At 71.2% G+C, this 14,197-nt stretch carries 16 protein-coding genes and 1 riboswitch; of the genes, 14 read left to right on the top strand and 2 right to left on the bottom strand.

The genetic code is table 11. The annotated features are described in order from the left end of the window. Nucleotides 1-18: 18 nt before the first annotated feature. On the bottom strand, nt 19-843 hold the full coding sequence (locus SSP08S_RS42030) for a DUF1684 domain-containing protein (RefSeq protein ID WP_019073659.1): 825 nt from the start codon (nt 841-843) through the stop codon (nt 19-21). 142 nt (nt 844-985) lie between these two features. On the opposite strand from SSP08S_RS42030, the gene SSP08S_RS42035 reads away from it, so the two are divergent. Both SSP08S_RS42035 and SSP08S_RS56935 read left to right on the top strand, forming a co-directional pair. Further along, a complete protein-coding gene (locus SSP08S_RS42035) occupies nt 986-1,810 on the top strand; it encodes a DUF427 domain-containing protein (protein WP_019073660.1) in 825 nt (274 codons plus the stop codon). A 70-nt stretch (nt 1,811-1,880) separates the two neighbouring features. Beyond that, nucleotides 1,881-2,693, top strand: a complete 813-nt coding sequence (locus SSP08S_RS56935; RefSeq protein WP_019073661.1) for a hypothetical protein — start codon at nt 1,881-1,883, stop codon at nt 2,691-2,693. A gap of 47 nt (nt 2,694-2,740) precedes the next feature. Here the strand turns inward: SSP08S_RS56935 and SSP08S_RS56940 are convergent, their stop codons facing one another. Further along, the gene (locus tag SSP08S_RS56940) at nt 2,741-3,808 is read right to left on the bottom strand and encodes a hypothetical protein (RefSeq protein WP_019073662.1); all 1,068 of its coding nucleotides are present in this window, start codon (nt 3,806-3,808) and stop codon (nt 2,741-2,743) included. A gap of 142 nt (nt 3,809-3,950) precedes the next feature. Continuing rightward, nucleotides 3,951-4,110: riboswitch (cobalamin riboswitch) on the top strand. A gap of 34 nt (nt 4,111-4,144) precedes the next feature. On the opposite strand from SSP08S_RS56940, the gene SSP08S_RS42050 reads away from it, so the two are divergent. From SSP08S_RS42050 to SSP08S_RS42105, 12 genes are all read left to right on the top strand, one after another. Then, nucleotides 4,145-4,360 (top strand): CbtB domain-containing protein, encoded by a 216-nt coding sequence (locus SSP08S_RS42050; RefSeq protein WP_043260168.1) that lies wholly within the window; start codon nt 4,145-4,147, stop codon nt 4,358-4,360. Nucleotides 4,361-4,396: 36 nt separating this feature from the next. Beyond that, the gene (locus SSP08S_RS42055) at nt 4,397-5,263 is read left to right on the top strand and encodes a CbtA family protein (RefSeq protein WP_019073664.1); all 867 of its coding nucleotides are present in this window, start codon (nt 4,397-4,399) and stop codon (nt 5,261-5,263) included. Between the two features lie 148 nt (nt 5,264-5,411). Next, nucleotides 5,412-5,675, top strand: coding sequence for a hypothetical protein (locus SSP08S_RS42060; protein ID WP_019073665.1), 264 nt, complete (start codon nt 5,412-5,414; stop codon nt 5,673-5,675). Next, nucleotides 5,675-7,945: a heavy metal translocating P-type ATPase gene (locus tag SSP08S_RS42065; protein WP_019073666.1), complete on the top strand. Its 2,271-nt coding sequence runs from the start codon at nt 5,675-5,677 to the stop codon at nt 7,943-7,945. Before SSP08S_RS42060 ends, SSP08S_RS42065 begins: the two co-directional genes overlap by 1 nt. Continuing rightward, on the top strand, nt 7,942-8,481 hold the full coding sequence (locus tag SSP08S_RS42070; RefSeq protein ID WP_019073667.1) for a copper chaperone PCu(A)C: 540 nt from the start codon (nt 7,942-7,944) through the stop codon (nt 8,479-8,481). Before SSP08S_RS42065 ends, SSP08S_RS42070 begins: the two co-directional genes overlap by 4 nt. Before the next feature lie 134 nt (nt 8,482-8,615). Continuing rightward, complete coding sequence (locus SSP08S_RS42075) at nt 8,616-9,305, top strand: hypothetical protein (RefSeq protein WP_026179299.1); 690 nt, start codon at nt 8,616-8,618, stop codon at nt 9,303-9,305. Between the two features lie 213 nt (nt 9,306-9,518). Next, entirely contained in the window at nt 9,519-10,130 is a 612-nt protein-coding gene (locus tag SSP08S_RS42080; RefSeq protein ID WP_019073669.1) for a sigma-70 family RNA polymerase sigma factor, read from the top strand. Between the two features lie 159 nt (nt 10,131-10,289). Next, a complete protein-coding gene (locus tag SSP08S_RS42085) occupies nt 10,290-11,045 on the top strand; it encodes an aspartyl/asparaginyl beta-hydroxylase domain-containing protein (RefSeq protein ID WP_019073670.1) in 756 nt (251 codons plus the stop codon). Between the two features lie 66 nt (nt 11,046-11,111). Further along, nucleotides 11,112-12,482 (top strand): MFS transporter, encoded by a 1,371-nt coding sequence (locus SSP08S_RS42090; RefSeq protein WP_019073671.1) that lies wholly within the window; start codon nt 11,112-11,114, stop codon nt 12,480-12,482. Between the two features lie 78 nt (nt 12,483-12,560). Beyond that, nucleotides 12,561-13,655: a beta-ketoacyl-ACP synthase III gene (locus tag SSP08S_RS42095; protein WP_019073672.1), complete on the top strand. Its 1,095-nt coding sequence runs from the start codon at nt 12,561-12,563 to the stop codon at nt 13,653-13,655. Next, nucleotides 13,652-13,891, top strand: a complete 240-nt coding sequence (locus tag SSP08S_RS42100) for an acyl carrier protein (protein WP_026179300.1) — start codon at nt 13,652-13,654, stop codon at nt 13,889-13,891. The genes SSP08S_RS42095 and SSP08S_RS42100 overlap by 4 nt, the downstream gene beginning before the upstream one ends. 39 nt (nt 13,892-13,930) lie before the next feature. Continuing rightward, a partial coding sequence (locus SSP08S_RS42105) for a TauD/TfdA dioxygenase family protein (protein WP_026179301.1) occupies nt 13,931-14,197 on the top strand: 267 nt, incomplete at its 3' end.

The raw sequence follows: 14,197 nt of genomic DNA on the forward strand, positions 1-14,197 counted from the left end.
TGGTTGTGGGGCCGGGCCTCAGATCCCACCCCGCTCACGCGGAATCTTCTGCCCCGCTTCGACGGCCACCGGCAGGCGGTTCTCCGCCGGTGGCAGGGGGCAGGTCGCCAGGTCCGTATAGGCGCAGGGGAGGTTGGCCGCGCGGTTGAAGTCCAGGACGACCGTGCCGTCGGCGGCGGGCGGGGCGAGCGAGAGGGCCCGGTTGGCGGCGTAGGTCGTCACCCCCGAGGTGGCGTCCGTGAAAAGGGCCAGCAGCCCGCCCGGTCCACGCCCGGGGAACACGGTCAGCGCCAGCGGGTGCCCGTCCAGCTCGAAATCGACCCGGCCCGGCGCGTCGTACACATGCTCCAGGCCCTCGACCGCCGCGCCCACGGTCGTCGGGCGCGGAGTCTCGAAGTCCGTGTACCGTCCCCGCACCACCCAGCGGGGATCCGGCGCGTAGGCGGGGGTACCGGCGAAGGCGGTGCGCAGCGGCGCGTCCGGGTGCCGGGGCCGCACGATGTCGTACCCGCCGCGCCTGGCCACCTCGATCACGGCGTCACCCCAGACCGCGTCGACACCGCCCCGCTCGGGCAGCACGCCGAAGCGGTGCTCACCCCGCACGGGAGTTCCCCCTACGACGAGTTCCTCACCCTCGTCGAGGGCTACGGCGACCCCGTCGGCGTCGGTCCACCAGGCACCCGGCGCGTCCGGGAACCGCTGCGGCCGGTCGTCGAGCCAGTGCAGTCCGGTGATCGCCAGGAACCCGTGCGGGGCGGCGAGCCGCTCCTCCTGACCGCGGTACCACTCCAGCCATTCCTGGGTGAAGGCCTGCAGATCCGTCGCAGTGAGGTCAACGGTCACGATCACTCCTTCGTCGCACGAGGCCCGGCCTCGAAACGGGGTCGTACCAGTGCCAACCCCGGCCACCCGGCGGCGGATTCCGGCCGCGTATGACAGCTTTGTGTACAGATCTCCGCACGCCTCAGCCGAAGGAGAGACGGTCATGAGCACGTTCCCCACCGCGCGAGACGTCAGGACCACACCCGAAGGACTGCTCTGGGAACCGAGCCGACGCTGGGTCCGCGGCCTCAAGGGCGATGTCACCGTCGTGGACAGCAGGCACCCCGTCCTCGTCTGGGAACCGGGAGTCCCGGTACCGCTCTACGCCTTCCCGCACCACGAGGTCCGCGAGGACCTGCTCCGCCCCGCGAAGAACCCCCCGACCGGGACGCACACGGGTTCACGCGTCTTCTACGACCTCGAAGCCGACGGCCTGCTCGTGGAGAACGCGGCCTGGACCTTCCCCGCGCAGGACCTGGCCGGACACATCGCGTTCGAGTGGTTCCGGCGGGTCGGGCGCGGCCTCGACCACTGGTACGAGGAGGAGGAAGAGATCTTCATCCACCCCCGAGACCCGCACAAACGGGTGGACGCCCTCCCCAGCAGCCGTCACGTCCGGGTCGGGATCGACGGCACGGTCGTCGCGGACACCCACCGTCCGGTCCTCCTCTTCGAGACCGGCCTGCCGACCCGCTACTACATCCCGCGCGAGGACGTCCGCCTGGACCTCTTCGAACCGACCGACCACAGCACCGGGTGCCCCTACAAGGGGACCGCCATGTACTGGTCGTGGCGCGGCGAGTCCGACGGCCCGGGCGTCCCGCCGAACATCGTCTGGAGCTATCCGCAGCCGCTGCCCGCGGTCGGCGCCGTCAAGGACCTCCTCGCCTTCTACAACGAGGCGGTCGACATCACGGTGGACGGCGAAACCCAGGAACGCCCCGTCACCCCCTTCACCGAGACACTTTCGGGGCGGCCGTCGACCTGAACCTGTGTGTGATTGAAGCCTTGTTGGAGCCAGTAGCAGTGAAACGCGGTCCACCGGGCAGCCGACCCCGATGGAGAGTCAGAAGACAGAAGAGAAGAAACGGGCAGAGAACGAACACGCGCCGAAACGCAAGGTCCTCGATCTGACCGCCGTGCAGGTGGTCGCGAGTGCGCTTGCCACCGTGGTGGGCGCGGTGCTGGCGTCCTTGCTGGGGGTGACCGGGACGATCATCGGCGCCGCCGTGGTCAGCACCAGCGCGACCACCGGCGCGGCGGTCTTCCAGCACGCGTTCCGACGGACGGGCGAGGGGATCCGCCGGCGGGTGCCGGCGGTGGCGATGGCCCTGACGCCTAGTGAGGAACGCGCGATCCAACGCGCCGACGCCCGGGCCGCGTTCGCGTTACCCGACGACACCCCGGCCGGTGATCGGACGCCGGCCACCACACCCTCCGCGGACGAGTCGGTGACCACCTATCGGAGCGGCTCCTTCTGGAAGTCCATCGGCTGGAAGAAGCACCTGCTGGCGACAGGCCTGGTGTTCGCCCTGGGGATGGTCACGGTCACCGCGGGCGAGCTGATCATGGGCAAGCCGATAGCCGCCGCGGTGCGGGGCGAATCGGGCAACGGCACGTCGATGGGCGGCGGTTCGGCCGGGACGCCCGCACCCGCACACAGCCCCACACCCACACCGCTCGGGTCCAGCGGCGCCGGCTCACGGACGGGCGGCTCGGCCTCGCCGTCCGCGAGCGCGGAGCCGGACACGAGCTCCAGTACCGACACGGGCGCCAATCAGAGCGCCGGTTCCAGCCCCGAGACCTCGGCGTCGACCGTGCCGTCCGCGAGCGGCGGCGCCGTCAACACCCCTGACGCCACCGCCCGTTGAGCCTCCGCTCCGGATGGGCGGAGGCTGTCGTACGACAGTGGTTGGCCCTACTCGGATGTCCGGTTCGCCGCGGCCATCGCGCGCTCGTCGGGGCGGTCGGGAAGGGCGAGCTGCCTGCTGAACCTCCGTGCGGTGAGGAGCGCGAGCAGGGCCGTGAGGGCCGCCAGTGCGGCGAGGGCGGCCAGCAGGCCCGCCAGCCAGGGCGGCGCGGCCGTGATCCGCAGCGCCTGGGACAGCCGCGTGGAGTGGAACCGTCCGTCGAACAGCTGGATCGCCGCCAACGCGGCCGGCACCACCATGGACAGGGCCAGTACGGGCAGCCCGCCGTGGAGAACCAGCGCCGGTGCCAGCAGGACGCACAGGATAGAGACCCCGAGCGCGAAACCGTAGGCGGCACCGGAGGCCCCGTCCCGGTGCAACGGGAAGTAGGACAGCCCGCACAGGACAAGCGCCGCCGCCGCGAACAACCGCGGCCAGACCGGGAGTTCGGCGCGCCGCGGCGCCGTACGCGGAGGCCGTGGACGGCGTCGGCGAGCCGGACGGTCGCCCGGCTGCTCCGGCTCGTGTGTGTCCGTCGGGACTCGTCCGGTCGGCTCCGACTCGGCAGCGGCCGGATCGGCGGACTGATCCGCCGCCGGTCCCGAGGCCCGGACGGGCGCGTCCTGCTCCTCGGCCAGGCGGCCGATCAACTGGGCGAGTTCCTCGACGGGCCGGCCCGCTGCGGCCCGTACCGCCTCCTCGCCGCAGTGCGGCTCCAGCGGAGCCCGGTGCAGCAGGGTCATCAGCCGGGTGACCTCCTCCACGGGCCGGGACTCGGCCGCCGCGCGGATCGTCTCGTCGGCGGAGTCGGGATGGCGCGGTGGCCGCGTCAGCAGCGTCACCAGGCGCGTCACATCCTCCACGGACCGGTCCACACCGATCGCCCGCAGTGCGTCGACGGTGGCCTGCGCGTACTTCGGTGACTGCTCCAGCAACGTGATGAGCTGGAGGACCTCTTCCAACGGCCGGTCGGTGACAGCGGCGTGCACCAGGCTGTGCAGCGCGAGCGGGTGGGCCGCGCTGTCGTGGGATATCTCGGGTTGGTCCGGGCTGGGCGGGAAAGAGCGGGTGGTCATGCTCGGCTCCATGAAGAGGCTGATGCTGCTATCGCCCCCCGAAGCGCGATGAACCAGCTGATCCTGTCCAGTAGTAAGCGCCCCCCGCCCGCGCCGCCACGCGATTGCGCCACCCGTGTGACGCCCGCAGGCCGCTCATCCGGGTACGGGCCTGATTGACGGTCCGGAGAACCGCGCCGTACGCTCCCCCTGTAGTGATGGCATAAGGAAGCTGGTGGAATTCCAGCACGGTCGCGCCACTGTGAGCCCGCCACCGGAGGTGGTGGGCGAGTCAGACACTGAACCGTCACTCGCCCGTACACGCAAGGGACGCACGATCCCGAAGGAGGGCTCACCTTGAGCAGCATTTCCACATCCCGTCCGGTGTCCACGCCGGTCGTCCTGCCGATCTCGAAGTCGATCGTCTGGCTGGTCGGCACCGCGCTGATCGCGCTGGCCGTCTACTACTTCGTCGGTGTCGACCAGGGCGCCGTGTCGGTGTTCGGAAACGACATGCACGTCCACGAGTTCGTCCACGACGCCCGCCACTTCCTCGGCTTCCCCTGCCACTGACCCTCCGCCGGCACCCGGACGTACGGACAACTCGACATGGAAAAGAAGCTCATACTGCGCGGCATCCTCGCCGGCGCAGTCGCGGGGCTGCTCGCCTTCGTGTTCGCGCGCATATTCGCCGAACCACAGATCGCGAAGGCCATCGACTACGAGAGCGGCCGTGACGCCGCCCAGAACGCCCTGGACAAGGCGGCGGGCATGCCCGTCGAGGGCCACGAACACGAACTGTTCAGCCGCACCATCCAGGCCAACGTCGGCATAGGCGCCGGCATGATCCTCTTCGGCATGGCGATGGGCGCCCTGTTCGCCGTCGCCTACGCCGTCTGCCTGGGCCGCACCGGCGGTCTGCGGCCGCGCAGCCTGGCGCTTCTCGTCGCCGGCGGCGGCTTCCTCGGCATGTACCTGGTGCCGTTCCTCAAGTACCCGGCCAACCCGCCCGCGATCGGCCACGAGGAGACCATCCAGCAGCGCAGCGCTCTGTACCTGATCATGGTCGTGTGCTCCGTCGCCTTCCTCGCGGGCGCCGTCTATCTCGGCAAGCGCCTCCAGGCCCGCTTCGGCAACTGGAACGCGACGCTTCTCGCCGGTGCCGCGTTCGTCGTCGCGATCGGGATCGTCATGCTGCTCCTGCCGCAGTTCGGCCATCTCTCGTACAACAAGGCCAACTTCGGCAACCAGGCCACCGAGACGCCACTGCCGCTGAAGGACGCGAAGGGCACCATCGTCTACCCGGGCTTCCCGGCCGACGTGCTCTTCAACTTCCGCTTCTACTCCGTCGCCGCGCAGCTCGTCCTCTGGACGGCCCTCGGCCTGATCTTCGCCCCACTCGCCGAACGCCTCCTCCAGCCCGTGCGCCCGGACTCCACCACCCCGTCGAAGGAGCCGGACCCCGTCCCCGCCTGACCAACTCGCCGTTCGTGGAACCTGCGTCTGTGACCCACGTCATGGACAGGCATCGGAACTCGGCCCTCCGCCCCGCCGACTACTGGAGCGGTAGGGCTTCGACCGCCCTGCTTGGCAGGACGGTTCGATGCGATCAGGAAGGCCGGGCATGGCCGAGTTCCCACAGTCTTTCCCTCTCGTGGGTGTGACGCCCCGCAGACTGCCGATGCCGCCGCCCGCGTTGTGCGGCTTCCTGCTGCTGCTCGCGCTGATGTTCTCGGTGTCGTACGCCGTCGGATCGGCCGCCGGACCGGTGGCGCCCGGCATGCACGGCACCGGGAACACCGGGACAGGCGGCGGGGGAGACGGCGGCACTGGTGAGAGCGGCGGCGGCATGCAGGACATGCCCGGGACGCACGGGACCGGTGAGTGATGGCCGGCGAACCGATGACGAGCCTGATGGTCACGACCGACATCACCGTCGGCGGAATGACCTGCGCGGCCTGCGTCCGCAGGGTGGAGAAGAAGCTCGCCACGCTGGAGGGCGTCACCGCGACGGTGAACCTGGCCACCGGGCTCGCCCGGGTCAGCCATCCGGAGAGCGTCCCGGCGGAGGAACTCGTCGCCGCGGTCGAGCAGGCCGGATACCAGGCCGCCCTTCCCGCGCCGCCCGCCCGCGAGGAGGAGGGGGCGGCGGACGCGGACACTTCGGACGCCGCCGCCCGGCAGGAACGCGAACGGCTCCTCGTCACCGCGCTGCTCGCCGTGCCGGTCCTGGTGCTCTCGATGGTGCCGGCCCTGCAGTTCCGCAACTGGCAGTGGCTGTGCTTCGCGCTGGCCGCCCCGGTCGCGGTGTGGAGTGCCTGGCCGTTCCACACCCGTGCGGTACGGGGGTTGCGGCACTCCGCGGCCACCATGGACACGCTCGTCTCGCTGGGCGTCGTGGCTTCCTTCTCCTGGTCGGTGTACGCGCTGTTCCTCGGGGGAGCGGGCGATCCCGGGATGCGGATGCCGTTCAGTCTGCTGCCGTCCGCCTCCGACGGGACGGCGCACGTCTATCTCGAAGCGGCGGTCAGCGTCCCGCTGTTCGTGCTGACCGGGCGGTTCCTGGAGGCGCGCGCACGGAGCGGCACCGGCGCGGCCCTGCGCTCGCTGGCGGAGCTGGCCGCCAAGGAGGTGTCCGTCCGTGACGAGCACGGTGAGCGCGCCGTCCCCATCGAACAACTGCGGGTCGGGCAGGACTTCGTCGTGCGGCCGGGTGAGCGGGTCGCCACCGACGGGTGTGTGACGGAGGGCAGTTCCGCCGTCGACCTGTCGCTGGTCACCGGCGAGAGCGAGCCCGTCGAGGTGAGCCCCGGTTCGGCGCTGGTCGGCGGGGCCGTCAACGTCGGCGGACTGCTGCTGGTGCGAGCCACGGCTGTCGGCGAGGACACTCAACTCGCCCGGATCACCAGGCTGGTGACCGACGCGCAGGCGGGCAAGGCCAAGGCGCAGCGGCTGGCCGACGCCGTGGCCGGAGTCTTCGTACCCGTCGTGCTGAGCATCGCGGTGACCGTCCTCGGCTTCTGGCTCGGCGCCGGGGCCGACCCACAGGCGGCGCTCACCGCCTGCGTGGCCGTCCTCGTGGTGGCCTGCCCGTGCGCACTGGGCCTGGCCACGCCGACGGCACTGATGGCGGCCACCGGGCGCGGGGCCCAACTGGGCGTGCTGGTAAGCGGTCCGCAGACACTGGAGGCACTCCAGCACGTGGACACGGTGGTGCTGGACAAGACCGGCACCCTGACCACCGGCCACATGAGTGTCGCCCACGTCACCACCCTGCCCGGCGAGTTGGGGCAGGACGCGGTGCTGCGGCTGGCCGGTGCGGTGGAACAGGGGTCAGAGCATCCCCTCGGTAGGGCGATCACCGCCTACGCGCGCCGCTCGGCAGGAGACGAACCCCCGCCCCCGGTGCGGGAGTTCATGGCCACACCGGGGCAGGGCGTCAAGGGCCTGGTGGAGGGCCGTACGGTCGAAGTCGTCGTGCCCGACGGCGAGTTGCCGCAGGTGCTGGCCGAGGCCCTGGCGGCGGCCGAGGACGCCGCGCACACGCCCGTCCTCGTGCGTGTCGACGGCCGCGCCGAAGCGCTGATCGCCCTCGGCGACCTTGTACGTCCCGGTGGTTACCGTGCCGTGGACCAGCTGCGGCGCCTCGGCATCCGCCCGGTACTCGCGACCGGGGACCGCAAGGCGCCCGCACAGGCGGTGGCCGACGCCCTGGGCATCGAGGACGTGCACGCCCGCTGCTCACCCGAGGAAAAGGCAGCTCTGGTACGGCAGTTGCAGGAGGAGGGGCACCGGGTCGCGGTCGTCGGTGACGGTGTGAACGACGCCGCCGCGCTCGCCGGCGCCGACCTGGGCATCGCCATGGGCACCGGCACGGACGTGGCCATCGGGGCCGCGGATCTGACGCTGGTGCGCGGGGACATCGAGGCGCTCGCCGACGCCGTACGGCTGGCCCGGCGCACCCTCGGCACGATCCGCGTCAACCTGGTGTGGGCCTTCGGCTACAACGTCGTCACCGTCCCACTGGCGATGGTCGGACTGCTCAACCCCATGGTCGCCGCCGCCGCGATGTCCGCCAGCTCTGTGCTGGTGGTGTGCAACAGCCTGCGGCTGCGCGCCTGGCAGCCCGCTCGCGCACGAGGACGTGATGCCCGATGAGGCGGATCCTGGCCAGGGTGTCGTCGACGCTCGGCGACCGGAGGAAGCTGCGGGACACCGCGCTCGCCGCCCTGGTGCCCGTCGCCGCGTGCAGCGTGGCCCTGGCGGGTCTGACCGCGTGGACGGGCACGGGCAGGGCCGGAACCCCGGCGCGTCTACGCGTCACCGACGGACGCCTCCTGCTGCCGTCCGCCGGTGCCGACGAGACGTCGGCGTTCTTCCGCGTCGCCAACGAGGGTGGTTCCGCCGACCGCCTGATACGGGTCACCTCACCCCGCGCCCCCGGTGGCATCGCTCTCTCCGAGCACCGTATGACCGAAGGGAACGCGGCCTACGACACCGAGATCGGCTCCGTCGACATCGCGGCGGGCGACAGCCTCGCCATGTCGCCGACCGGGGTCGGCCTGACGGTCTCCGCGACCTCGGGTCAGTGGCGTTCCGGCGACCTCGTGCCCTTCACCTTCGAGTTCCGGCGCAGCGGGCGGGTCACGGTGCTCGCCGTGGTCGTGCGGCCCGACAGCGTCTCGCTCCAGTAGTCGTCCGGAACAGTCATCGAGTTCCCCGTGCTGTCATGTGACATGAGTCACTGCATCTGTGGTGAGTCGAAGCCCCGGTGTGCGCCCGTACCCCCTGATGACGATCAGACGTCGGGTGCAAAGATGGGCGCGCTATGACTGTCGGAGGGTGGTGCCGCACGCTGCGGGCGGGTGTGTTCGCCGCCGTCTGCGTGCTGCTCGCCGCCCTCGGCCACGTGATGATGTCCGGCGCTTTCGTCCCCTGGTGGACCATGGGCGCCGGTGCCGCCGCGACCGGCTCGACCGGCTGGTTCCTGGCCGGCCGTGAGCGCGGGCGCGGACTGATCGTCACGGTCGTGGTCGCCGCCCAGACGGTGCTTCACGAGACGTTCTCCCTGGGCCAGAACCTGATGCCCGGGAGTGGTACCACGTCGTCCGACATGGGCGGCACGGCCATGAGTTCCTCGGACTCCATGGCATCCATGTCCATGGACGCCATGGACATGAGCGGCATGGCCCACATGGCGCGCGGCTCGGCCGGCATGGGGTCTGCGCACACCATGACGGGCGGCGCCTCGTTCGGCATGCTCGCCGCCCACCTCCTCGCCGCCGTCCTGTGCGGGCTGTGGCTGGCGTACGGCGAACGCGCCGTCTTCCGCGTCCTGCGGGCGGCGGCGGCACGGCTGGCCGAACCCCTGCGGATGCTGCTGGCGCTGCCGGTTCCGGCCCGCCGCCCGTCCGCGCGCAGACGCCGCACCCTCGCGTACCGGTCGTCCCTGGCCCGCTTCCTTCTCTGCTACTCCCTCACCTCCCGGGGACCGCCCACGGGCCCCGCTGTCGTCTGAGACAGCCGGATCCACCGGGGGCTCACCCGCACCTCGTCGTACCGCGTTCCGACGCGGAACTTCCCAGCGCCGCACGCCACTTCGTGCGACTGACGAGCGCGAGACGAGCCCCGGGCATCGCCGTACGTCTCGCGTACGGCCGCACCCCATGTGCCGGAGAGCCGTACCCCCATCGCGGGACGTCGGCCCCGGACGACCCGAGAAGGACACCACGTGATCACTTCTGTGCTGCCCGCTCCCCGCCGGGCGGACCGTGCCGCGGCGGACGCCTCCGCCACCGCCTGGGCTCTGGCCGCCCGCAACGGCGACCCCCACGCGACCGAGCACTTCGTCCGCGCGCTCCACGGCGACGTACTGCGCTACGTCGTCCATCTCAGCGGCGACCCCCAGACCGCGCACGACCTGACCCAGGACACGTTCGTACGAGCCCTCGACAGCCTGCCGGGTTTCGAGGGCCGTGCCTCGGCCCGCACCTGGCTGCTGTCCATCGCCCGTCGCGCGGTGGCCGACAGTTTCCGGCGGGCGGCCGCCCGACCGCGTCTGGCCGACGCCCACGACTGGCAACTGGCCCTGGAACGCGACCAGCCCCGCGACCTGCCGGGTTTCGAGGACGGCATCGCGCTGCTCGACCTGCTGGAGACGCTGCCCGACGAGCGCCGTGAGGCGTTCGTGCTGACCCAGGTGGTCGGTCTGCCGTACGACGAGGCGGCGCGCTTCATCGGCTGCCCCGTCGGCACGATCCGCTCCAGGGTCGCCCGGGCGAGGACCACCTTGGAACGCCTGCTGCGCGAAGCCGAGACCGAGGCCGCCGTCCAGGCGGCGTGACGTGAGGGCCGGCGCCTCCTGGTGGGCGCCGGCCCTCCAACTCCCCGTCACTGAAGAAGAGTTGACGGAAATTCTCGGGAACTCACCCGCTCTCGCTCCCGACTACTAGTGCGACGGCTCGATCCCGCGCCCGGTCGCTGCACCAGTCAGGAGGTCCGCGTGACGCCAGAGATAGAGGAAGCCTTCGCGGCGATCAGAGCCGTGCACGGCGCGGACGCGATCACCCGCGTCGAGCGGATGCTGGAGCCCGGTGGAGGCGGACCGCGGCACGCGCTCCAGAAGGGCGCCAAGTGGGTCCTGCCGGGACTGTCCGCGACCCCGTGGCACGACCCCTACGCCTATCCCGAACTGCTTCCGGTGGTCGAAGCGCTGGAATCGGCCCACCCGGCCGTCAAAGAAGAACTGAACTCCGCCTGGAGTTCCAGACGTGAAGCGTTCTCCGACTACGAGCACTACCTGACCCGGCAGAAGAACTGGCAGGCCCTGTACCTCTACCGGAACGGAAACCTGGTCGAGGAATCGGCCGCCATCGCGCCCACCGCATACAAGGTGCTCAAAGAGTTCGCCGTCGACACCGAGACCATCTGCCCGCTACTGGAATCCCATTTCTCCACCCTGCTGCCCGGGGCTTCCATCGCCCCGCACTGCGACCTGTGGAACTTCAGCATCAACCTGCACCTCGCCGTCGACATCCCGGACGGATGCGACATCACCGTGGCAGGTCGGACACGGAGCTGGCGGGAAGGCCGCTGCCTGCTCTTCGACTACTCCTTCGAGCACGAGGCGCGCAATGCCGGGAACCGGCCGCGGACCTGCCTGCTGATCGACCTGTGGCATCCGGAAACGACCCTTCCCGAACGGCAGGCGCTGGTTGCTCTCATGACGGAGATAAGGCGCCTGATGGGGGAGCAGTGAATTCCTGACATCGGCCGCAAAAACGAACCGACAGTTCTCCATTCACTTCCGAGGAGGGATCGACTGATGCACGCCCGGCTGTCCCTGCTCGTGCTGGCGTTGGCCCAGCTGGTCATCGCGCTCGACTACAACATCGTCTACGTGGCCCTTCCCGAAATAGGTACGGGCCTCGGCTTTTCCGCGCACGATCTGCAATGGGTGGTGAGCGCCTACGTCGTGACGACGGGCGGCTTCCTCCTGCTGGGCGGCCGGGCGGCGGACCTGCTCGGGCGCCGCCGGACGTTCGTCGTAGCGGCACTGATCTACGCGGGCGCATCCCTGCTGGGAGGGCTCGCGGAATCCCCCGGAGTACTGGTCGCCGTCCGGGCGCTCCAGGGCATCGGCGGATCACTGCTGTTCCCGGCCACCCTCTCCCTGATCAACACGATCTACGAGGAAGGGCCCGCCCGGAACCGCGCCCTGGCGGTGTGGGGCGCGGCGGGGGCAGGCGGCCTGTGCTTCGGATCCCTGCTCGGCGGTGTGCTCGTCGAGGCGTTCGGCTGGCCGTCGGTGTTCTTCGCGAACGTGCCCGTCGCGGTGGGCATCGCCTGGGCGGGACGGACACTGTTCCCCGCTGACGGTCCGCGTACGGCCACCCGGCGGTTCGACGTGACGGGCGCGCTGGCCGCGACCGGCGGCATCACGCTCCTGGTCTTCCTGCTGGTGCACGCCCCCGAAGCGGGCTGGACCAGCACACCGGCCCTGGTGAGCGGCGGTCTCTCGTTCACCCTGCTGGCCTGCTTCGCCGTCGTCGAGACCCGATCGCGCGACCCGCTCGTCCCCGCCCGGCTGTTCGCCCACCGCGGCCTGGTCGCCGCGATGGCCGTCACCGCGCTCTACAGCGCCACCTTCAGCTCACTGCCGTACTTCCTGACCCTCTACTTCCAGACCGTGCGCGGCTACAGCGCGTTCGCGACCGGCCTCGCCTTCCTCGTCCCGGCCGTGGTGACCGCGATCGGCACCCAGGTCGGCGAGCGCGGGGTGGCACGGATCGGCGTGCGCCGCATGCTGGTCGCCGGCATGGCCCTGGGAGCGGCCGGAGCCGTCGCGCTCGGACTCGCCCTCACCGGCGAGGGCTCGTACCCGCTGCTGCTGCCCGGGATCGTGCTGCTGGGTCTCGGCCAGGGCGCCGCGTGGACCGGCATGTGGATCGTCGCCGCGTCGGGGGTCGCGCCGGAGGACCAGGGCGTGGCGTCGGGCCTGGCCTCCACCAGCCTTCAGGTGGGCGGCGCGGTGGGCCTCGCGCTGCTCGTGGCGCTCGCGGGCGGTGCGGGTCAAAGTCCCCCGGGCGAAGCCCTGTTGAGCGGGATCCGGATCGCCGTGTTCGCCATAGCGGCCGGTATCGGTGGCGGCGCGCTGCTGACCCTCGCACTGCGCAGAGCGGCCCCGGCCGGATAGGCCGAGTCCGCACCCCGACCTCTCCGGGCCCGACGGCCCGTCATCCCCGTACCGCACCGCACCCTCAGGAGAACCGCTGTGCCCGTACACACCTCCAGTACGTTCGCTCCCGCCGCCGTCCTGTGCGGAGTGGCCGGCTGGGTGCCGCCCCGCGTCGTCACCAACGACGAACTCGCCGCACGGCTGGACACCGACGACACCTGGATCCGCACCCGCACCGGGATCCGCCGTCGCCACATCGCCGGGCCCGGCCAGGCCACGTCCGATCTGGCCGTCGAAGCCGGGCAACTGGCTCTGCGCAACGCCGGGTTCGACGCAGTCGGCACCGACCCGGTCGATGCGGTGATCGTCACCACGACCACCCCCGACCGCCCCTGCCCGGCCACCGCACCCGCGGTCGCCGCGCGACTCGGCCTGCGGCAGGCGGCGGCCTTCGACGTCGGCGCGGTGTGCACCGGATTCGTCTACGGCCTCGCCACGGCCGCCGGGTTGATCGCCTCCGGTGTGGCGGCGCGGGTCCTGCTGATCGGCGCCGACACGTACTCCAGCATCGTGGACCCGTTGGACCGGGCCAACGCGATCATCTTCGGGGACGGCGCCGGAGCCGTCGTCCTGCGCGCCGGGGACAGCGACGAACCGGGAGCCGTCGGCCACTTCGACCTCGGCAGCGACGGCACGCACGAGGACCTGATCATGGTCGCTGCCGGGGGTTCCCGCCGCCGCTCCGAGGGCGGCCAACTCGCCCGGGCCGAACGGCACTTCGCGATGCGCGGCAACGAGGTCTACCGGCACGCGGTGACCCGTATGGCAGCCTCTGCCCGCGCCACCCTGAGCGGCGCCGGCCGGAAGATCGACGACGTCGACCACTTCGTGCCCCACCAGGCTAACCTGCGCATCCTGCACTCGGTCGCCGACGACCTCGGCCTGCCCCGGGAACGCTGCGTCGCCAACGTCGACGCCGTGGGCAACACCGGTGCCGCCTCCATCCCGCTCGCCCTCGCCGACGCCGCCGCCCGGCGCGTGATCCGCCCCGGCGACCGGCTCCTCCTCACCGCCTTCGGCGGCGGACTCACCTGGGGTTCCTGCCTGTTGACCTGGCCCGAACTGCCGCCGCCCACCCGCCCCTACGACCCCATCGTCCCGTACGACACAGGAGTTGACGCCCCGTCATGAGAGCTGCCCCCTATGACCAGTTGGTCGAGATCCTCGCGAGACTCCACGACACCCCGCCCGACCGGTTCACGCCCGAGGCGACCTTCGCGGACCTCGACGTCGACTCGCTGACGATGGTCGAGATCAGCATCCGCATCGAGCGCGATCTCGGCGTCACCGTCCACGACAGCGAACTGCGGCCCACCCTCACCCTCGCGGGCACGGCGGAGCTGATCGCCGCCAGACAGGCCGCCTGAACACCCCCACTTCCTCCGCCTACCCGAAAGGCACCTCACGTGAAGATCACCGACCAGCCGGGCACGTTCCTCGGCGCGAGCGTCGAGGGCTTCGACCACGCCACCGCCTCCGACGCCGACGTCGAGACGCTCAAGCAGACCGTCTACACGAAGAAGATCGCGGTCCTGAAGGGCCAGGACCTGACCCCCGAGCAGTTCCTGGCGCTCGGCACGCGCCTCGGCCGCCCCGAGACGTACTACGAGCCCATGTACCAGCACCCGGAGGTCCCGGAGATATTCGTCTCCTCCAACGTCCCGGAGAACGGG

The organism is Streptomyces hokutonensis, from assembly GCF_000376565.1.
GTDB lineage: Bacteria > Actinomycetota > Actinomycetes > Streptomycetales > Streptomycetaceae > Streptomyces > Streptomyces hokutonensis.

What these genes read in the sequence shown, in the direction of transcription:
- SSP08S_RS42035 (WP_019073660.1), top strand. Translation starts at nt 986, where the DNA reads ATGAGCACGTTCCCCACCGCGCGAGACGTCAGGACCACACCCGAAGGA.
- SSP08S_RS56935 (WP_019073661.1), top strand. Translation starts at nt 1,881, where the DNA reads ATGGAGAGTCAGAAGACAGAAGAGAAGAAACGGGCAGAGAACGAACAC.
- SSP08S_RS56940 (WP_019073662.1), bottom strand. Translation starts at nt 3,808, where the DNA reads ATGACCACCCGCTCTTTCCCGCCCAGCCCGGACCAACCCGAGATATCC.
- SSP08S_RS42055 (WP_019073664.1), top strand. Translation starts at nt 4,397, where the DNA reads ATGGAAAAGAAGCTCATACTGCGCGGCATCCTCGCCGGCGCAGTCGCG.
- SSP08S_RS42060 (WP_019073665.1), top strand. Translation starts at nt 5,412, where the DNA reads ATGGCCGAGTTCCCACAGTCTTTCCCTCTCGTGGGTGTGACGCCCCGC.
- SSP08S_RS42065 (WP_019073666.1), top strand. Translation starts at nt 5,675, where the DNA reads ATGGCCGGCGAACCGATGACGAGCCTGATGGTCACGACCGACATCACC.
- SSP08S_RS42070 (WP_019073667.1), top strand. Translation starts at nt 7,942, where the DNA reads ATGAGGCGGATCCTGGCCAGGGTGTCGTCGACGCTCGGCGACCGGAGG.
- SSP08S_RS42075 (WP_026179299.1), top strand. Translation starts at nt 8,616, where the DNA reads ATGACTGTCGGAGGGTGGTGCCGCACGCTGCGGGCGGGTGTGTTCGCC.
- SSP08S_RS42090 (WP_019073671.1), top strand. Translation starts at nt 11,112, where the DNA reads ATGCACGCCCGGCTGTCCCTGCTCGTGCTGGCGTTGGCCCAGCTGGTC.
- SSP08S_RS42100 (WP_026179300.1), top strand. Translation starts at nt 13,652, where the DNA reads ATGAGAGCTGCCCCCTATGACCAGTTGGTCGAGATCCTCGCGAGACTC.